General features: G+C 59.8%; 19 protein-coding genes. 15 read left to right on the top strand and 4 right to left on the bottom strand.

What is annotated here, in order from left to right; translation table 11 throughout:
• Positions 1–15 precede the first annotated feature (15 nt).
• The 5 genes from ACGYK9_RS18200 (at position 16) to ACGYK9_RS18180 (ending at position 4677) form a co-directional block, all read left to right on the top strand.
• On the top strand, positions 16–792 hold the full coding sequence (locus ACGYK9_RS18200; RefSeq protein ID WP_394414749.1) for an enoyl-CoA hydratase/isomerase family protein: 777 nt from the start codon (positions 16–18) through the stop codon (positions 790–792).
• Between the two features lie 11 nt (positions 793–803).
• The gene (locus ACGYK9_RS18195) at positions 804–1586 is read left to right on the top strand and encodes an enoyl-CoA hydratase/isomerase family protein (protein WP_136340178.1); all 783 of its coding nucleotides are present in this window, start codon (positions 804–806) and stop codon (positions 1584–1586) included.
• Positions 1587–1628: 42 nt separating this feature from the next.
• On the top strand, positions 1629–2387 hold the full coding sequence (locus ACGYK9_RS18190) for an electron transfer flavoprotein subunit beta/FixA family protein (RefSeq protein ID WP_090029138.1): 759 nt from the start codon (positions 1629–1631) through the stop codon (positions 2385–2387).
• The gene (locus ACGYK9_RS18185; protein ID WP_152467191.1) at positions 2387–3313 is read left to right on the top strand and encodes an electron transfer flavoprotein subunit alpha/FixB family protein; all 927 of its coding nucleotides are present in this window, start codon (positions 2387–2389) and stop codon (positions 3311–3313) included. Before ACGYK9_RS18190 ends, ACGYK9_RS18185 begins: the two co-directional genes overlap by 1 nt.
• Positions 3314–3519: 206 nt before the next feature.
• Complete coding sequence (locus ACGYK9_RS18180) at positions 3520–4677, top strand: acyl-CoA dehydrogenase family protein (RefSeq protein ID WP_081979662.1); 1158 nt, start codon at positions 3520–3522, stop codon at positions 4675–4677.
• A 21-nt stretch (positions 4678–4698) separates the two neighbouring features.
• Here the strand turns inward: ACGYK9_RS18180 and ACGYK9_RS18175 are convergent, their stop codons facing one another.
• Together ACGYK9_RS18175 and ACGYK9_RS18170 are read right to left on the bottom strand one after the other, a co-directional pair.
• Positions 4699–5865, bottom strand: a complete 1167-nt coding sequence (locus tag ACGYK9_RS18175; RefSeq protein ID WP_152467192.1) for a CaiB/BaiF CoA-transferase family protein — start codon at positions 5863–5865, stop codon at positions 4699–4701.
• A 30-nt stretch (positions 5866–5895) separates the two neighbouring features.
• Positions 5896–7041, bottom strand: coding sequence for a CaiB/BaiF CoA-transferase family protein (locus ACGYK9_RS18170; RefSeq protein WP_152467193.1), 1146 nt, complete (start codon positions 7039–7041; stop codon positions 5896–5898).
• A gap of 104 nt (positions 7042–7145) precedes the next feature.
• Between ACGYK9_RS18170 and ACGYK9_RS18165 the strand changes: the two genes are divergently transcribed.
• The 10 genes from ACGYK9_RS18165 to ACGYK9_RS18120 all read left to right on the top strand — a co-directional run bounded on the left by ACGYK9_RS18165 (position 7146) and on the right by ACGYK9_RS18120 (position 16256).
• Positions 7146–7523 (top strand): Zn-ribbon domain-containing OB-fold protein, encoded by a 378-nt coding sequence (locus ACGYK9_RS18165; protein WP_152467115.1) that lies wholly within the window; start codon positions 7146–7148, stop codon positions 7521–7523.
• Between the two features lie 3 nt (positions 7524–7526).
• Positions 7527–8678 carry a thiolase gene (locus ACGYK9_RS18160; protein WP_152467116.1) on the top strand — a complete coding sequence of 384 codons (1152 nt, stop codon included), beginning with the start codon at positions 7527–7529 and terminating at the stop codon, positions 8676–8678.
• A gap of 23 nt (positions 8679–8701) precedes the next feature.
• A complete protein-coding gene (locus ACGYK9_RS18155; protein WP_172975947.1) occupies positions 8702–9559 on the top strand; it encodes a MaoC/PaaZ C-terminal domain-containing protein in 858 nt (285 codons plus the stop codon).
• A gap of 10 nt (positions 9560–9569) precedes the next feature.
• Positions 9570–10706, top strand: a complete 1137-nt coding sequence (locus ACGYK9_RS18150) for a CaiB/BaiF CoA-transferase family protein (protein ID WP_152467117.1) — start codon at positions 9570–9572, stop codon at positions 10704–10706.
• 63 nt (positions 10707–10769) lie between these two features.
• The gene (locus ACGYK9_RS18145; protein WP_152467118.1) at positions 10770–11489 is read left to right on the top strand and encodes a transglutaminase family protein; all 720 of its coding nucleotides are present in this window, start codon (positions 10770–10772) and stop codon (positions 11487–11489) included.
• The gene (locus tag ACGYK9_RS18140; RefSeq protein WP_136340184.1) at positions 11486–11935 is read left to right on the top strand and encodes a MaoC family dehydratase; all 450 of its coding nucleotides are present in this window, start codon (positions 11486–11488) and stop codon (positions 11933–11935) included. The genes ACGYK9_RS18145 and ACGYK9_RS18140 overlap by 4 nt, the downstream gene beginning before the upstream one ends.
• On the top strand, positions 11922–13046 hold the full coding sequence (locus tag ACGYK9_RS18135) for an acyl-CoA dehydrogenase family protein (protein WP_136340185.1): 1125 nt from the start codon (positions 11922–11924) through the stop codon (positions 13044–13046). Before ACGYK9_RS18140 ends, ACGYK9_RS18135 begins: the two co-directional genes overlap by 14 nt.
• Positions 13043–14194: an acyl-CoA dehydrogenase family protein gene (locus tag ACGYK9_RS18130; RefSeq protein ID WP_136340186.1), complete on the top strand. Its 1152-nt coding sequence runs from the start codon at positions 13043–13045 to the stop codon at positions 14192–14194. Before ACGYK9_RS18135 ends, ACGYK9_RS18130 begins: the two co-directional genes overlap by 4 nt.
• Positions 14195–14222: 28 nt before the next feature.
• Entirely contained in the window at positions 14223–15032 is an 810-nt protein-coding gene (locus ACGYK9_RS18125) for an enoyl-CoA hydratase/isomerase family protein (protein ID WP_028095226.1), read from the top strand.
• A 27-nt stretch (positions 15033–15059) separates the two neighbouring features.
• Positions 15060–16256, top strand: coding sequence for a phenylacetate--CoA ligase family protein (locus ACGYK9_RS18120; RefSeq protein WP_232237126.1), 1197 nt, complete (start codon positions 15060–15062; stop codon positions 16254–16256).
• A 225-nt stretch (positions 16257–16481) separates the two neighbouring features.
• Here the strand turns inward: ACGYK9_RS18120 and ACGYK9_RS18115 are convergent, their stop codons facing one another.
• On the bottom strand, positions 16482–16982 hold the full coding sequence (locus ACGYK9_RS18115) for a 2Fe-2S iron-sulfur cluster-binding protein (protein ID WP_394414754.1): 501 nt from the start codon (positions 16980–16982) through the stop codon (positions 16482–16484).
• Between the two features lie 82 nt (positions 16983–17064).
• Positions 17065–17308, bottom strand: a 244-nt coding sequence (locus ACGYK9_RS18110; protein WP_394414756.1) for an ATP-binding protein, incomplete at its 5' end; no start/stop codon positions are given.

Here is a 17308-nt window from a genome sequence, read left to right as displayed (position 1 = left end):
AGCGAAGCAGGTATCATGAGCCCCATTGACGTGAAGATCGAAGACGGAATTGCAACCGTCTGTATTGACCGGCCCGAACGCAAAAACGCACTTTCCGTGGCGGCTACGAACGGGCTGACCGATGCTTGGGAAAAGATCGAGGCGGATGACAGCGTTCGTGTGGCCATTCTGACTTCGGCCGATTGTGGCGTGTTCAGCGCCGGACTGGATCTGAAGGAAGCCACACAAATCGCACGCGACGAGGGCGTCGATATTCTGACCAAGATGCGCGACCCGTTTCACGAGACAATGCGCGCCTGCAAGAAACCGATCATCGCGGCGATGACGGGGTCGCTGATGGCGGGCGGAATGATGCTGACCTTGAATTGCGATCTGCGGGTCGGTCTCAAGGGGACCAAGGTCGGTATCACCGAAGTAAAGATCGGTCGTGGATCGCCCTGGGCATCGCCGGCACTGTCCATGCTACCGCAGCCCATCCTTATGGAAATCGTTCTGACCGGCGACTTGATGCCGATCGAGCGCCTGCACGAATACGGGTTCACCAACTATATCGAAGACACTCCCGATGCTGTCCGCGCACGGGCCTTCGACCTTGCCAAACGCATTGCCAGCGCGGCCCCGCTGTCGGTTGTTGCCGCGAAAGGCAGTGTTCGCGCAACCATGGATCTTGGCTGTGCCGGTGGTCTGGAAGAGGGCAAGCGCCTGCACGAGGTGGTTTACGCCAGCAACGACGCGATTGAAGGCCCAAAGGCCTTTGCTGAAAAGCGAGCACCCGTCTGGACCGGGACCTGATGGAGGCTTGAATGACTGAGCTTATTCGCCTGGACAGGGATGGCCCTGTCGGAATCCTGCGGTTTCTTCAGCCGACAAAACGCAACCCTTACAGCATCGGGTTCGTCGAAGAACTAGTGGCGCTCCTGCGCGAAGCCGAACGGGACGCTACGATCCGTGTCGTTGTTATGACCGGTGGCGATCATTTCAGCAGCGGCGGCGATCTTGTCGGGTTTCAGTCTGAGATCGCGAAAGGCGCAAAGGCGACATCGGAAATGGTGGAGCTGGTTCACGATGGCGGACGCGCGGCCTATCTGTTTCGCAAACCTCTGATTTCCGCGGTATGCGGCGTGGCTTTTGGCGCGGGTTTAAGCCTGGCCTTGTCGGCGGACATTGTCGTTGCTGCCGAAGATGCCCGGCTGTGCGAAGTTTTTGCGCGCGTCGGCGGCTGTCCTGACACGGGATCAAGCTGGCTGCTTCAACAGCGTGCCGGTGCGGGGGTGGCGCGGATGCTGGTGCTCACGGGCCGCGAGATCGACGGACGCACCGCTAGGGACCTGCGCGTTGTCGAAGAATGCGTGCCGGCCAACCAGGTCGAGGTACGGGCGTTGGAAATTGCCCGCGAGATTGCAACGCACCCGATGTTTGGCGTTCAGACCGCCAAGCGTGTGATGCGCGCCGCAGCCGAGTGCAGCTATCTCGAGGCGCTGGATATCGAGCGCGATGCCCAAAGCGTTTTGCTGTGCGCGCATGACTTTCCCGAGGCGATGAAAGCGTTCTCGGAAAAAAGAACTCCAGAATTCAAAGACCGTTAGCTCGGTTGAAACCTTATCGCAAAACTCAAGGAGCCCACGCCAATGAAGGTACTCGTGCCTGTGAAACGCGTGATCGACTACAACGTGAAGGTCCGCGTCAAGGCGGATGGCAGCGGTGTCGATCTCGCCAACGTTAAGATGTCGATGAACCCGTTCGACGAAATCGCCGTTGAAGAGGCGATCCGCCTGAAAGAGGCGGGAAAAGCCGAAGAGGTCGTCGCGGTATCCATCGGCGTCAAACAGGCGCAGGAAACCCTGCGCACCGCACTGGCCATGGGCGCCGACCGCGCCATCCTGGTCGTCGCAGCGGATGACGTGCACCAGGATATCGAGCCGCTGGCAGTGGCCAAGATCCTTGCCAAGGTCGTGGAAGAGGAACAGCCCGGTCTGGTTCTCTGCGGCAAGCAGGCGATCGACAACGACATGAATGCCACCGGCCAGATGCTGTCGGCGATCCTCGGTTGGAGCCAGGCGACCTTTGCCTCGGAAGTGGGCATCGATGGCGACAGCGCCGTCGTCACCCGCGAGGTCGATGGCGGCCTGCAGACCATCAAGGTCAAGATGCCGACCGTCGTTTCCGTCGACCTGCGCCTGAACGAACCGCGCTATGCGTCGCTGCCCAACATCATGAAGGCCAAGAAAAAGCCGCTGGATGAAAAGACCGCCGCCGATTACGGCGTCGACGTCACCCCGCGCCTGACCGTGGTCAAGACGTCCGAGCCGGCCGAACGCGCCGCCGGTGAAATGGTTGGCTCGGTCGACGAGCTGGTTGCGAAACTCAAGGAAAAGGGGGCGGTGTGATGGCTGTTCTTCTTCTTGCCGAAGTCAACAATGGTGAACTGTCGATGGACGCGACCGCAAAGGCGGTCACCGCGTCCAAGGCCCTGGGCGACGTGACGGTTCTGTGCGCCGGCGCATCCGCCGCCGACGCCGCGAAAGAAGCCGCGACAATTGATGGCGTGGCCAAGGTGCTGGTCGCCGAAGACCCCGCGCTGGGTCATCGCCTGGCGGAATCGACCGCCGACCTGATCGTGTCGCTGGCAGGCGATTACGATCACATCGTGGCGCCCGCCACCACCGACGCCAAGAACGTGCTGCCCCGCGTGGCCGCGCTGCTGGACGTGATGATGCTGACCGACGTCTCGGGCGTGGTCGATGCCGACACGTTCGAGCGCCCGATCTATGCAGGTAACGCGATCCAGACGGTGAAATCGGGCGACGCGAAAAAGGTCGTGTCCTTCCGCACCGCCAGCTTCGACGCGGCCGGCACCGGTGGCTCGGCCGCCGTGGAAACCGTGGGCGGGGCCTCCGCTTCGGGCCTGTCGGAATGGGTCGAAGACAAGGTCGCCGAAAGCGACCGTCCCGAACTGACCTCGGCCGGTATCGTGGTGTCGGGCGGCCGTGGCGTCGGCTCGGAAGACGATTTCGCGCTGATCGAGAAACTGGCCGACAAGCTGGGCGCCGCCGTTGGCGCATCCCGCGCCGCCGTCGACTCGGGCTTTGCACCGAACGACTGGCAGGTTGGCCAGACCGGCAAGGTGGTCGCGCCTGACCTGTATATTGCCGTCGGCATCTCGGGTGCGATCCAGCACCTTGCGGGCATGAAGGACAGCAAGATCATCGTCGCGATCAACAAGGACGAAGAGGCCCCGATCTTCCAGGTGGCCGATTACGGTCTGGTCGCCGACCTGTTCGAAGCTGTGCCTGAACTGACCGACAAGCTGTAAGTCCATTGCAAAAATTACAAAAAGGCCCGCCTGTTTTGTCGGGCCTTTTTGTACGAGCCGAATGGGCGGCGCGTTGATTGGAAAAATCCGGATGCGCACGGTCCGAAGCCGTGTGACGCTCCGTCAGAACGGCTCGGGTTCATTGTCGAGAAAAAAAACACTTGTTAGATTTCCTCAATGCAAGCATGACTCGATAGGAATAAAACATGTCTCTGATCAAGAACTCCCCGAGTTGGGCAGTGGATGAACACAAGATGTTCGCCGATAGTACACGCAGGCTTTTCGATGCAGAGATGGCTCCGAAGATTGAAAAATGGGCGGAGCAGGGAATTGTTGACCGCGACTTCTGGAAAACAGTCGGTCAGCAGGGTGTCATGGGTGGCTCGATTGCCGAAGAATATGGTGGTTTCGGTGGCGGCATCGGGTTCGACGCGATTACCGTCTACGAGCAGGGGCGCACCGGTGATACGGGTTGGGGCTATGGGATTCAGTCCATCGTAATCCATTATCTCAACGCATATGGCAGTGAGGAACAGAAGAAAAAGTGGTTGCCGAAACTGGTCAGCGGCGACAGCGTTGCGGCGATTGCCATGACCGAGCCTGGAACGGGCTCTGACCTCCAGAACGTACAAACCTATGCGGAAAAGGATGGCAACCACTACAAGATCAACGGTTCGAAGATCTTTATCACAAACGGGCACACGGCGGATCTCGTTGTTATCGTGGCAAAGACCGATCGCAACGCCGGCGCCAAGGGCGTTTCGTTGATCGTTCTGGAAACCGAGGGCGCCGAGGGCTTTCGCCGGGGACGGAACCTGAAGAAACTGGGTATGAAAGGTTCGGATACTGCTGAGCTGTTCTTCGAGGATGTGCGCGTGCCCACGGCGAACCTGCTTGGTCCGGAAGAGGGGCAGGGGTTCTACCAGCTGATGAAGCAGCTGCCTTGGGAGCGGCTGATGATCGGCATTACCGCGCTCGGTTTTATTGATTTTGCGATCGATGAAACGGTGAAATATGTTCAGGACCGCAAGGCATTTGGAAGCCGGATCATGGACTTCCAGAATACACGCTTCAAACTGGCGGAATGCAAAACCAAGGCCGAATTGCTACGTTCTTTCGTAAATGACGGGCTCGCGCGTCTTGAAGCGGGCGAACTTGATGCGGCCACGGCTTCGATGGCGAAATGGTGGGGCAGCCAGACGCAGAACGAGGTCATGCATGAATGCCTGCAACTGCACGGCGGTTACGGTTTCATGATGGAATACCCCATCGCGCGACTTTATGCCGACAGCAGGGTCCAGATGATCTATGGCGGCACCAACGAGATCATGAAGGAACTGATCGCACGCTCGATGGATGTTTGATCCGTCCGGTGCCGGATGGGGCTATTCCCTGCCCGGTCCCAGAATTTCGTCGCTGTGTTCCCCAAGTCGCGGGGCCGGGCGATGATCATGTCGCGCAGGGGTCGCCGAAAAGCGAGCCGGCGGGCGTGTCGTCCAGATCGCACCTTCGGTCGGGTGATCAATCCGTTGAAAGAACCCGGTTGCGGCAAGATGGGGATCGTTCGGCAAATCTGACAGGTTGCGCACTGGCATGGCGGGTATGTCGGCCTGCTCCATGAGGTCAAGCCACTCATCTGTGGTCCGGGTCAGCGCAATCTGCGCCACCATATCGTATACTGCGCCGATGTTGCGGCTTCGGGCATCCATGTCAGTGACCCAGACATGGTCGATCATGTCGTCGCGCCCGACCGCCTGAAAGAACCGCGCCCATTGCACGTTGGTGTAGGGCAGAATGGTGATGTAGCCATCTGCGGTCTGAACCGGACGCCGGTGCGGAACCAGCATGCGGGCATAGCCGAAATCCTGCGGAGTCTCCTCGAAGGTGGCGCCATCCATGTGTTCGGCCAGCAGGAAGGCGGCCAGCGTCTCAAACATCGGAACTTCGACATGCTGGGCCTGTCCCGTACGCTCGCGGTGGAACAGGGCGCCCATCACGGCATAGGCGGCGGTCACGCCGCCAAGCTTGTCGGCCAGAATTGTCGGGGCATAAGCGGGCGGTGCCTCGGGGTCGCGCAAGGTTGCCAGGCTGGCCAATCCCGACACCGACTGGACGGAATCGTCGAATGCTGGCTTGGCGGCATAGGGCCCGTCCTGTCCGAAACCGGTGGCGGATACCGTGATCAGGTTCGGGTTTTCCTGGCGCAGGGTTTCGGGATCCAAAGACAATCTGGCAAGCGCCGCAGGCCGGATGCTCGAAATCATCACATCGGCATCGATGAGCAGTTTGCGCAACTGATCGAGACCGGTTTGTGTTTTGAGGTCGAGTACGACACTGCGCTTGTTACGGTTGGTCCCCAGAAAAGCGGCCCCCATCAGCTTGTTGCGCGATGGCTGGACCTGGCGAAGAAGATCGCCCTCGGGGCCTTCCACCTTGATCACATCGGCCCCCAGATCGCCCAGCATCTGCGTCGCCAAAGGTCCGAAAACTACAGAAGTCAGATCGACGATCTTCACGTCTTGAAGGATCGCCGGATTGTTCTCATCGGTCATTTGATTGTCCACTTAGTTGCCTACCGTTTTTTATGAACAACGGCCGAACTCGGCGCGAAGGGCCTTGCCTTGCGCATCGAAGGCCGGGCAGGGGCCCAGTGCCGTTTCGCCGAGGCTGCGCCGGATCGGGGGGGTCGGGACGTTGATTTCACCGGAAGGCGTGCGAATTACGGACCGGTCAAGCTGGGGGTGACCGGACAGGGTCGCCACGTCGTTCACCGCGCCCGAGGCAATGCCCGCAGCGTCAAGCCGCTTCAGCATCTCGGCGCGGTCATGCGAGGCGAACACGTCCTTGATGAGAACTTCGAGCGCGGGTTTGTTTTCAATTCGCGACGTGTTGTCATGGAACCGGGGGTCGGTTGCCAAAGCCGCATCGCCCAGTATGTGTTCACAGAACCGTTGCCATTCGCCGTTGTGTTGCACGGTAATGACGACAAGCTGACCGTCCTTGCATTCATAGGCCCCGTACGGGCAAATGACCGTGTGGTTCAGTCCGACACGAGGTGTCGGCTTGCCAAGGTAATCGTGATACAGCAGTGGAACCGACATCCAGTCGGCCATCACATCAAACATTGCCACGGAAACGCCGCTGCCCTTGCCGGTGCGATCACGCCCGACAAGTGCTTCGCAGATTCCAGCATGGGCTGTCATACCGGTGGCGATATCGCAGACCGACACGCCCACCCGTCCTGGTCCGTCGGGTGTACCGGTCACTGATGCCAGACCGCTCTCGCATTGCACCAGAAGGTCATAGGCCTTGGCGTTGCGCATCGGGCCGTCTTCGCCATATCCGGTGATGTCGCAGGTCACTAGACGCGGGAAGCTCTCTCGCAGACTCGCGGAATCGAGCCCCAGCTTGGCCAGCGCGCCCGGCAGCAGGTTCTGAATAAACACATCTGCGTTTTCCAGCATCCTGAGCAGGATTTCACGGTCTTCGTCGGCTTTAATGTCCAAGGCGACCGATTCTTTGCCTCGGTTCAGCCATGTGAAATAGGCGCTTTCACCGTTGGCGGCGGTATCGTAGGCGCGGGCGAAATCGCCTGCGCCCTTGCGTTCGATCTTGATCACGCGCGCGCCGGCGTCGGCCAGCCGCGAGGAGCAAAAAGGCGCAGCGACTGCCTGTTCCAGCGCAACGACGAGTTTGCCGGAAAGGGGGGCTAAGTCTGAACCTGACATGAGTTTCTCTCAATTGATCCTGAAAGGTTGACTAAATCTAACAATTGTTAGAAAGATTATCAATACGCTTGAACAAAGACTGGGTCGCTTGAAGGAGAACGCCTATGCAGGATGCCAAAGGACCAGACCAGCTTTTCCAACGCGCGCTGGCAGAGGGAGAGATCCTGCTGCCCAAGTGCGACGACTGCGGGGCCTATCACTTTTTCCCGCGAGTCCTGTGTCCACATTGTCATGGCGCCGCGATTTCGTGGAAGCAGGCCACCGGCAAGGGACGGGTCTACACCACAACCGTCGTGCGCCGCAGCCAAAACCGCGGTGGCGACTACAACGTGTGCATGGTCGAGCTTCAAGAGGGCGTTCGAATGATGAGCCGGGTCGAAGACATTGCACCGGGTGAGGTCGCCATCGACATGGCTGTAACCGCTTTCGTGGGCGAGGCCGAGGGTGTTCCGGCCGTGCTCTTCAAGCCGTCGGAGGTATAAGTCATGACCACAGAACTTCGGGGGAAATCCGCCATCGTGGGAACCGGTCATGCCGGTTTCGGAGAAGCCCATGGCCTGACGGCCTATGATGTCATGGCGCAATCTGCGCTTGCGGCGCTTGGCGATGCCGGGCTGAAACTGTCCGACGTCGACGGGCTGTTCTGCACCATGATGGAAGACAGCATGCCGGCGCTTATGGCGGCGGAGTATCTGGGCATCCAGCCCCGTTTCATTGATGGCACGATGTCGGGCGGTTCGTCCTTCGTAAACTACCTGACGTCCGCGACCATGGCGCTTGATGCCGGTCTGTGTGATGTCGCTCTTATCGTCTATGGCTCCAACCAGCGCACCGCATCGGGCAGACTCGTGACCGCTTCACGTCCGCCGGCCTACGAGGCGCCATATAATCCGCGCTATCCGATCTCGGCCTATGCGATGGCCGCAGCCCGGCACATGCATGAATATGGCACCACCCGAGAGCAGCTGGCCGACGTGGCCGTTGCTGCGCGGGCATGGGCACAACACAACCCCGAAGCGTTCGAGCGCGGCCCGCTGACCCGAGAAGACGTGTTGGGCGCGCGCATGGTGGGCGATCCATTGACCGTGCGCGACTGTTGTCTTGTCACCGACGGCGGTGGCGCGATCGTGATGGTCCGCGCGGACCGCGCACGGGATTTCCCCAAGGTGCCTGTCTATGTGCTGGGCAGTGCGACGGCAAGCTCGCACCGGCAGATTTCCCAGATGAAGGATTTCACCGTGACCGCGGCCCGCGACTCGGGCGCGCGCGCCTTTGCGGCGGCCGGAGTGACCCCTGCGGATATCCAGGCGGTCGAGCTCTATGATGCCTTCACCATCAACACGATTTTGTTTCTCGAAGATCTTGGGTTCTGCGCCAAGGGCGAGGGAGGGGCCTTTGTCGAGGGCGGACGCATCGCGCCTGGCGGCGTCTTGCCGGTGAACACGAATGGCGGCGGCCTGTCCTGCGTGCACCCCGGGATGTACGGCATCTTCACAGTGATCGAGGCTGCTCGTCAGATCCGTGGCGACGCGCCGGGCATTCAGTCGAAGGATATCGACCTGGCGCTGGCGCATGGCAACGGCGGTGTGCTGTCCAGCCAGGTCACGGCGATACTTGGATCGCAAAACACGCTCTGACGGCAACTAAGGGAGGAAAGTAAATGCCATTGGATTTCGAGGCACTGTCGAACTGGGACTTTGAGGAAATCGAACAGACGCTGACCGAGCGGGATACCATCCTGTATGCACTCGGCCTTGGGTTCGGCGAGGATCCGACCGACAAAAAGGAGCTGGCCTATGTCTATGAGGACGGGCTCAAGGCAGTTCCCTCGATGGCGGTCATTTTGGGGTATCCCGGCTTCTGGCTGCGCGATCCCAAGACCGGCGTAAACTGGCAAAAAGTGCTGCACGGAGAACAGTGGCTCGACATCTACAAGCCGCTGCCGACACATGGCCGGATTGTCGGCCGCAGCAAGATCGACTTCATCGCCGACAAGGGCGAGGGCAAGGGAGCCGTCATTTACCAAAGCCGTGATATTATCGACGCGGACAGCGGTGAAAAACTGGCGCGCGTGGCGATGTCGGCTTTCTGTCGCGGTGATGGGGGGTTCGGCGGTGAGAACCAGGCAGGTCCGGCACCCGCAGTGCTACCTGACCGGGCGCCTGATCACATATGTGATATCGATACCCTGCCCCGCCAAGCCCTTATTTATCGTCTCAGCGGTGATTTCAATCCGCTTCACGCTGACCCGGATGTGGCCCGTTCTGTCGGGTTCGACCGCCCGATCCTGCATGGTCTGGCGACCTATGGGCTGGCGGCCCGGGCGATTCTAAAGACGTTGCTTGACTATGATTCTGCCCGGCTTGTCGGTCTGGATGTTCGGTTCTCGGCTCCGGTCTATCCCGGCGAAACCGTGCGGTTCGAAATCTGGGAAGAGGACGGCGAGGTCCGGTTTCGAGCGTCTATTCCTGCACGCGACGTGGTTGTTCTGAACAACGGCGCAGCGCGCTTCGCCTGAGGCAATGAAGATGGCTCAACCTCTCAAGGATATCCTGGTGCTGGATTTCAGCACCCTTCTTCCCGGTCCGATGGCGACGCTCATGCTGTCCGAGGCCGGCGCCGAAGTGATCAAGTTCGAACGGCCCGGAGTCGGCGAGGACGCGCGCCAAACCGAGCCCAGGATCGACGGAGAGAGCATCGGATTTGCCGTGTTGAACCACGGCAAGCGATCGGTGGCCATCGACCTCAAGTCAAGGGGCGCAGTGGAACGTCTGCGCCCTTTGATCGAGAAGGCCGATGTTCTGGTAGAGCAGTTTCGTCCCGGCGTGATGGACCGGCTGGGGCTTGGTTATGAAGCGTTGCGAAAGATCAATCCCGGTCTCATCTATTGTTCGATCACCGGCTATGGCCAGACCGGACCAAAGGCCAGCGCCGCCGGCCACGATCTCAACTACGTCGGTGATGCGGGTATCCTGTCGCTCAGTCGCGGACCGGATGACCAGCCAACAGCCCCGTTCGGGCTGGTCGCCGATATCGGAGGCGGAACCTATCCTGCGGTGATGAATATCCTGCTGGCCCTGATTGCGCGGCAGGCAAGCGGGCAGGGGACGCATCTGGATATCGCAATGGCCGAGGGGGCGTTCGCCTTTGCCTATTGGGCCCATGCCGAAGGTGTGATTGCCGGGCAGAACATCGAAAGCGGTTGCAGCCGTCTGACGGGTGGCCTGGCCCGTTATCGGCTTTATACGGCTGCGGACGGGCGTCAGATCGCCGTCGGCGCGTTGGAAGAAAAGTTCTGGCAGTCGTTCTGCGATGTCATTGGTTTGCCGGTGGCCCTTCGCGATGACTGGTCCGATCCAAATGCCTGTGCCGCAGAGGTTGCACGTCGTCTGAGGGAACACCCCTCGACCCATTGGGAGCCTTTGCTGGCTGCGGCAGATTGCTGCTGTTCGGTCGTGAAGACGCCCGCCGAGGCGGCGCGTGGCCCGCATTTCAAAGCGCGTGACGTGTTCGGGCGGACCGTAAAAATCTCCGGCCGGGACGCGCCCGCTTTGCCGCTGCCAATTGCCCCGGAGTTCCGTTCTTCCGGAAATTCGGTCGGAGTTGCAGCCACTCTGGGCGAAGACAATACGCGTTATGGCTTGGACCAACCAAAGACAGAGTAAATCCCGTTGACGGGCAGGTTTTGAATCGGTAATCTAACAATTGTTAGAAAAAAGGAGGGTCCAATGGACAAGTCTGACGATGACCTGCCGACTGAAGCTGAGCGTTATGTCATGCCATCGCGCTTTGTGGAAAGCGATAGCTTGGAAGTGCAGGGTTTCGTGACATCGGCTTTGCGTGATCTTCCTGTGGGCGCAACCAATCGAGATAAGGCGATCCGCCTGTTCGAAGCGGTGCGCGACGATATTCGCTATGATCCCTATTGTTTTGCGCTGGATGAGGACTCTTACCGTGCCAGCCGTATCGCTGGGGCGGAAGCGGCGTTTTGCGTTCCCAAGGCAATTCTTCTGGCGGCTTGTTTGCGTGCTGTGGGTATCCCTGCCGCTCTGGGGTTCGCGGATGTGCGCAACCACCTGAATACACCCAAGTTGCAGGAGTTGATGGGGACCGATCTCTTTATCTACCACGGCTATGTTCAGCTGTGGTTGGGGAATGAGGCCTACAAGGTGACACCTGCATTCAACATGGAACTGTGTGAAAGATTCGGGGTCAAACCCCTGGTCTTCGACGGCTATCACGACGCGCTCTTTCATGAGTTCGACGAACAGAATCACCGGCACATGGAATATGTGAACGACCGTGGTCTCTATTTCGACGCGCCGATGGGTGAGTTCCTGGTGGCGTTCAAGCAAACCTATCCGAAGCTGGAAGAATTCAACCGCATCCGAATATCCAAGGATGCGAGCGGATACGATGACGGTTTCGCAAAGGAGGGTGCCTCTTGAGGTATCTGGAAGACTTCTCGCCGGGCCAAGTCTATCGCTTTCGCAGCGCTCCGATGAGCGCGGATTCAATAAAGGCCTTTGCCAAGGAATGGGATCCGCAGCGGCTGCACACCGATGAAGACTATGCAACCGCCATACATGGCAGCCTGATCGCCTCGGGCTTTCAGACCATGCTTGAGGTGTTCAAGCCGGTCATGACCGAGATGATGGTCGATGTTGCCAATATCGGCGGCATGGGCTTTGACAATTTGCGCTGGCTGCGGCCTGTGCACCCGAACGAACCCCTTGATGTCGAACTGACGGTCAACTCGGTCACACCGTCAAAAAGCAAGCCCGACAGAGGTGTTTTGCACTATACGCTCAGCGCCAGAAACCCCGAGGGCGAGGTCGTTTTTTCGACCGACACCCCCGTGATGATCCAGCGAAAACAAAATGACACAAACTGATATCCTTTCCAGCGAACAAGAAGACCTTCGCCTGTTGCGCGAGAGCGTGCGCACGTTGTTTGAACGGGCGGGCGGAAGTGACAGAGCCCGACAACTCCGTGATGCCGGGGGCGGTTTCGATCCGGAGATGGTCCGGGAACTGGCCGAGGCCGGTGTTTTCGGCGTGGCGGTGCCCGAAGATCAGGGCGGGCTTGGCATGGGCCTAGCCGCCGGGGGTGTCATCGCCGAGGAAGTCGGCCGTGTGATTGCCCCGGAACCGGTCGTGTCGACGATCGGTCTGAGCCTCGGCCTTCTGCGCCGCCTTTGTCCGGATCATCCGAAGATGGCACAGCTCATCGGCGGCGAAATTTCATTGGCGGTTGCCTGGCAGGAACGCGGCCCCGACGGGGCGCCTGCCGATGCGACCTGCCGATACGCGGACGGAAAGCTGACCGGTAGCAAGGCCTGGGTCGTCGGTGCGATCGGTTCGCACGGGTTCCTTGTCGTGGCCGAACAGGATGATGGTCCGGTTCTGGTTCTGGCTGAGGCAGACGCGCAGGGGCTTGTCATCGACAAGCGGACGCAGGCGGATGGCAGCTCTCTGGGCGAGCTTTCGTTTTCGGGAACTCCGGCCGCGGAATTGGCCAGCAGCGGTGCGGTTCTCACTGCACTGGCCGAGGCTGTCGCCGATGCAACGGCGCTTGCCGCGGCCGAGCTTGTCGGCCTGAGCGAGCGCGCCTTCGAGATCACGCTCGACTACATCAAGACGCGGGAGCAGTTCGACAAGCCGATCGGATCATTCCAGGTCATCCAGCACCGTGCCGTCGACCTCAACGTGATGTGCGAGGTCGCGCAGGCCGGAGTGCGGGAGGCGCTTGCGCAGATGGACAGCGAAACCGATCCGAAGGTTCGGGCCCCGATTGCCAGCCGCGCCAAAGCGCGCGCCGTCACGGCCGCCAAGAAAATCACCCGCGACGCCATCCAGCTGCACGGGGCCGTCGGGTACACGGATGAGTTCGATATCGGGCTCTACCTGAACCGGGCGCTGGTGCTGTCGGCCTGGTTGGGCGACGATGCCTATCACAGGCGGATATGGTTCGAGGCACGCGAAGCAGAGGGGGCAGCACAATGACCGACTGGAACGCTATGACCGATGCAGAGTTCCGCAAAGAAGTGCGCCAGTTCTTCGAGGCGGAATATCCCGAGGAGCTGCGTCACCTGCCGCACCGACCGAAGTTCGCCGAGATCGAACATTGGCACCGCAAGCTTCACGCCAAGGGCTGGGTCGCGCCAGCCTGGCCCGCTGAATTCGGCGGTATGGGCCTAAACGCTGCTAAGCTGCTGATCTTTTATGAAGAGCAGCAGCGCTGGGGCGTCAATCGCGGTCGCGACATGGGCGTGCAGATGGTCGGGCCGCTGATCATCAAATTCGGCACCCAGGAACAAAAAGATTACTGGCTGCCGCGTATCCTGAGTTGCGAAGATATCTGGTGTCAGGGCTATTCGGAACCCGGCGCCGGGTCCGATCTGGCGAACCTGCGCACACGCGCAGAGATTGACGGCGACGACTTTGTCATCAACGGACAGAAGATCTGGACCACGATGGCGCATGACGCCACGCATATTTTCATGCTGGTGCGCACCGATCCCGATGCGCCGAAGAAACAGCAGGGCATCAGTTTCCTGCTCGCTCCGATGGATCAACCCGGAGTCGAGGTGCGCACCATCACGACCCTGTCGGGCGAGACCGAGTTTTGCGAGGTCTTCTTTGACAATGCACGGACGCCCCGCGAGAACCTCGTGGGCGAGCTGAACAAGGGTTGGACGATGGCCAAGGCTCTCTTGAGCTTCGAACGCATTTTCATCGGTTCGCCAAGTCTGGCCCAGAACGCTCTGGGACAGCTTGAAAGCTTTGCCCGTGGCCGTGGCGCGTTTGACGATCCGGTGTTCCGTGACCGCTTTGCCCAGGCGGCACTGGATGTGGAAGATCATGCCGCGCTTTATGCCCGTTTTGCAGATCAGCTCAAACGTGGCGAGACGCTCGGTGCGGATGTGTCCATGCTGAAGATTTGGGTGACTGAATGCTTCCAGCGCATCACCGAGCTGATGATCGAAGCAGCCGGTCCCGATGGCGGCTCCATCGGGCCGCTTCAGGTCGGCAACGTAAGTGTCGATGTTCTGGCGAGTTTCTACAAGGCCAGACCTACCACGATCTACGGTGGATCGAACGAAATCCAAAGAAACATCCTGTCCAAGGCCGTCCTGGGACTGCCTGGCTGACTCAATACCCCACGGAGGAAATAGAACCATGTCGGATCGTTATGCAAAATACGATAAACTGAAATTTGACTACCCGGCGGATCGCGTCCTGCGCATCACGTTCGACCGGCCCGAGACATTCAACTCGGTCGATGCCGAAACCCACACTCAGATGACGGACATGTGGATCGATATCGACCGTGACCCAGACATCAATTCGGTCATCGTGACCGGTGCGGGCAAGGCATTTTCCGCCGGGGGTGATTTCAGCCTGATCGAAAACATGATTGGCAATTCGCACGAGATCATGAAGACGTGGAAAGAAGCCAAGGATCTCGTCTATAACATCATCAACTGCAACAAGCCGATCATTTCCGCGATCAATGGCCCTGCGGCCGGCGCAGGCCTTGTGGTTGCCATCCTGGCCGACATCTCGATCGCCGGAAAGAAGGCCAAGATTGTCGATGGTCATCCCCGCCTTGGTGTTGCCGCCGGTGACGTCGCGGCGATTATCTGGCCGCTGCTGACCTCGATGGCCAAGGCGAAATACTATCTGATGACCTGCAAGCCGGTGTCGGGCGAAGAGGCCGAGCGTATCGGTCTGGTATCAATGTGCGTCGAGGATGACGAGCTGCAGCAGATCGCGCTGGATACAGCCGTCGAACTGGCCAACGGCTCGCAAAGCGCGATTCGCTGGACCAAGTATTCGCTGAACAACTGGCTGCGCCAGGCCGGGCCGATCTTTGATGCGTCGACCGCGCTGGAGATGCTTGGCTTCATGAGCGAGGACGTCAAGGAAGGTGTGTTGTCGCACCGCGAGAAGCGCGCGCCGAACTTCCGTAAGGACTGCCCGCTTTAACGCCCGATTGGACGAGGAGGCATGGAAATGTCTGATGATATCTACAAAGATATAGCTCAAGCCTATGCCGCTGCGGCCGAAAAAGCTCCTGGCCTGAAATCGCGATTTACGGCTGCCGGATTCGATCCGGCAGCTGTCACATCGGTGGCGGACCTCTCGCGTCTTCCAGTGATGAAAAAAGAAGAGCTTCTGAAGATCCAGCGCGAGAACCCGCCCTTTGGCGGGTTCCTGGCCTCGGATCTGAAGGATGTCGGGCGGATCTACGTGTCCCCCGGCCCGATTTTCGAACCGGCCCTTTCGGACGGTGGCGGCCACGGCCTTGACCGGCTGTTCAAGGCGGCAGGCGTGGGGCCGGGGGATATCATCCTGAACACCTGGATGTATCATCTGGTGCCCGCGGGGCTTTTGTTCGACGAAGCGGCACAGGCCGCAGGCGCCACGGTGATCCCCGGAGGCGTCGGCAATACGGAGCTTCAGGCACAGATCATCGCCGAAACCGGCGTGACTTCGATCTGCGCTTCGACCGCGTTTTTCCTGACGCTGGCGGACAAGGTGATCGAAACCTATGGCCGCGACGCATGGAAGGTGAAGACAGCCTTCCTCGGCGGTGAGATGGGCGACTGGATGGCCAAGCGCCGCCGGATCGAGGCCGAATACGGCGTGTCCACCTGGGCCGCCTATGCCACCGCCGATCTGGGCCTTGTCGCCTATGAGGATGGCGGCGAAGGCTACCTGGTTCATCCCGACCGCGTGGTGCAGATCTGCGATCCGGTCAGCGGCGAACAGGTCGCTCATGGCGAACCTGGCGAGGTTGTCGTGACCGCGCGCGATGCCACCTGGCCGATGATCCGGTTCGGCACCGGCGACAGCGCCTTTGCCCTGGAAAGCAACGCGGATGGCACCGTCAGCCGGATTTCAGCATTGCAGGGACGGGTCGGGGCAGCGGTCAAAGTGCGCGAGATTTTCGTTTATCCGCGCGTGGTTGAAGAAGTTGTCATCGGCACGCCGGGCGCAAAGGCCGCGCAGGCCGTGGTAACGCGCGAGAACGATCGCGACATGATCCGCCTCTCGCTTGTGCTGGAAGACGGTGCCGACGCTTCCGCCGCAGAAGCAGCCGCCGCTGATACCTTCAAACTGCATGCACGAATTCGTGCTGACGAGGTGAACATTGTTTCGGAACTACCCGAAAATGCAGAACTGATCGTCAACCAAAAAGACCGCTGAGATCGGGTTCTGTGCGCTTTGCCTGAATCCGACCTTTTAGCCGACACTGGCACGCGGGTTTTCGTGGACCCAAGACTTTCAACTTGGCGAAGGTCTTGGGGATCCCGGCCCCGCGCGCCCGTGGGGTGTCGCGGAAAGCGGCACAGGTCAAACGTGGTCGAAATCGACTGTCAGTTTTTTGGTTTTCGGACGGGCCTGGCAGGTCAGGACAAAGTTCTCCTTCAACTACCAAGGCTCCAAAGCATAGTTCAGCGTCATCTCTGCCTCGCCTTCGATAACTTTGGCGCGGCAGGTGGAACACATTGCGCCCTTGCAGCAATAGGGTAGTTCGATACCTGCTGCGGCGGCGGAGACCACGCTTTCCTGATCAGGTGTCATCACAAAGCTGCGGGCGGTGCCATCATGGATCGCCGTGACCTGAACTCCTTCTCCAGTGGCGGCTTCCGCCGTAAGCGGCGCAAGCGTGACGGTGGCGGTATTGTCAGCATCGGCGGGAGCGAACAGCTCGTCATGAAAACGGTTCTCTTCAACGCCTAGGTCGCGGAGCGCGGTCTTGAGTTCCTGAATCATCTCGGCGGGGCCGCAAAGAAAAGCATCTTCTATTTCTGCCGGAGCGAACAGGGCACCGGAGAACTTGCGCAGCTTTTCCGCATCAAGCCGGCCCGAGAATAGTGGGGAATCGGTGCCTTCGCGCGTCAGTGTGCGTATTCCGGAGTATCCGCCCACTCATTCCGACAACATGCGCCCACCTATTCCGGGGTATCCGCCCACTTGTGACGCGTTGCCGTGAGGCAGTGGGTTGGGGTTATCAGGTTTGAGGGTTTTCGTCATCCATTTTGGTGACGCTTTTCCGCATAGACGGCCCCTTGAGTTCGAGGCGGTAAGCGTTGTGAACGATGCGGTCGAGGATGGCATCAGCGAAGGTTGGTTCGCCAATGACGTCATGCCAAGCCTTGATGGGTAATTGGCTGGTTATCATCGTTGAGCCGCGACCGTAGCGCTCTTCCACGATCTCCATGAGATCCCGGCGTTGCGTGGCGGTCAGTCGGTCT

The sequence above is a fragment of the Sulfitobacter sp. 1A15258 genome (assembly GCF_043557045.1).
In the GTDB taxonomy this organism is placed as follows: Bacteria; Pseudomonadota; Alphaproteobacteria; order Rhodobacterales; family Rhodobacteraceae; genus Sulfitobacter; species Sulfitobacter faviae.
This window is presented reverse-complemented; position numbering and strand designations above follow the sequence as displayed.

What these genes read in the sequence shown, in the direction of transcription:
- ACGYK9_RS18200 (WP_394414749.1), top strand. Translation starts at nt 16, where the DNA reads ATGAGCCCCATTGACGTGAAGATCGAAGACGGAATTGCAACCGTCTGT.
- ACGYK9_RS18195 (WP_136340178.1), top strand. Translation starts at nt 804, where the DNA reads ATGACTGAGCTTATTCGCCTGGACAGGGATGGCCCTGTCGGAATCCTG.
- ACGYK9_RS18190 (WP_090029138.1), top strand. Translation starts at nt 1,629, where the DNA reads ATGAAGGTACTCGTGCCTGTGAAACGCGTGATCGACTACAACGTGAAG.
- ACGYK9_RS18185 (WP_152467191.1), top strand. Translation starts at nt 2,387, where the DNA reads ATGGCTGTTCTTCTTCTTGCCGAAGTCAACAATGGTGAACTGTCGATG.
- ACGYK9_RS18180 (WP_081979662.1), top strand. Translation starts at nt 3,520, where the DNA reads ATGTCTCTGATCAAGAACTCCCCGAGTTGGGCAGTGGATGAACACAAG.
- ACGYK9_RS18175 (WP_152467192.1), bottom strand. Translation starts at nt 5,865, where the DNA reads ATGACCGATGAGAACAATCCGGCGATCCTTCAAGACGTGAAGATCGTC.
- ACGYK9_RS18170 (WP_152467193.1), bottom strand. Translation starts at nt 7,041, where the DNA reads ATGTCAGGTTCAGACTTAGCCCCCCTTTCCGGCAAACTCGTCGTTGCG.
- ACGYK9_RS18165 (WP_152467115.1), top strand. Translation starts at nt 7,146, where the DNA reads ATGCAGGATGCCAAAGGACCAGACCAGCTTTTCCAACGCGCGCTGGCA.
- ACGYK9_RS18160 (WP_152467116.1), top strand. Translation starts at nt 7,527, where the DNA reads ATGACCACAGAACTTCGGGGGAAATCCGCCATCGTGGGAACCGGTCAT.
- ACGYK9_RS18155 (WP_172975947.1), top strand. Translation starts at nt 8,702, where the DNA reads ATGCCATTGGATTTCGAGGCACTGTCGAACTGGGACTTTGAGGAAATC.
- ACGYK9_RS18150 (WP_152467117.1), top strand. Translation starts at nt 9,570, where the DNA reads ATGGCTCAACCTCTCAAGGATATCCTGGTGCTGGATTTCAGCACCCTT.
- ACGYK9_RS18145 (WP_152467118.1), top strand. Translation starts at nt 10,770, where the DNA reads ATGGACAAGTCTGACGATGACCTGCCGACTGAAGCTGAGCGTTATGTC.
- ACGYK9_RS18135 (WP_136340185.1), top strand. Translation starts at nt 11,922, where the DNA reads ATGACACAAACTGATATCCTTTCCAGCGAACAAGAAGACCTTCGCCTG.
- ACGYK9_RS18130 (WP_136340186.1), top strand. Translation starts at nt 13,043, where the DNA reads ATGACCGACTGGAACGCTATGACCGATGCAGAGTTCCGCAAAGAAGTG.
- ACGYK9_RS18125 (WP_028095226.1), top strand. Translation starts at nt 14,223, where the DNA reads ATGTCGGATCGTTATGCAAAATACGATAAACTGAAATTTGACTACCCG.
- ACGYK9_RS18120 (WP_232237126.1), top strand. Translation starts at nt 15,060, where the DNA reads ATGTCTGATGATATCTACAAAGATATAGCTCAAGCCTATGCCGCTGCG.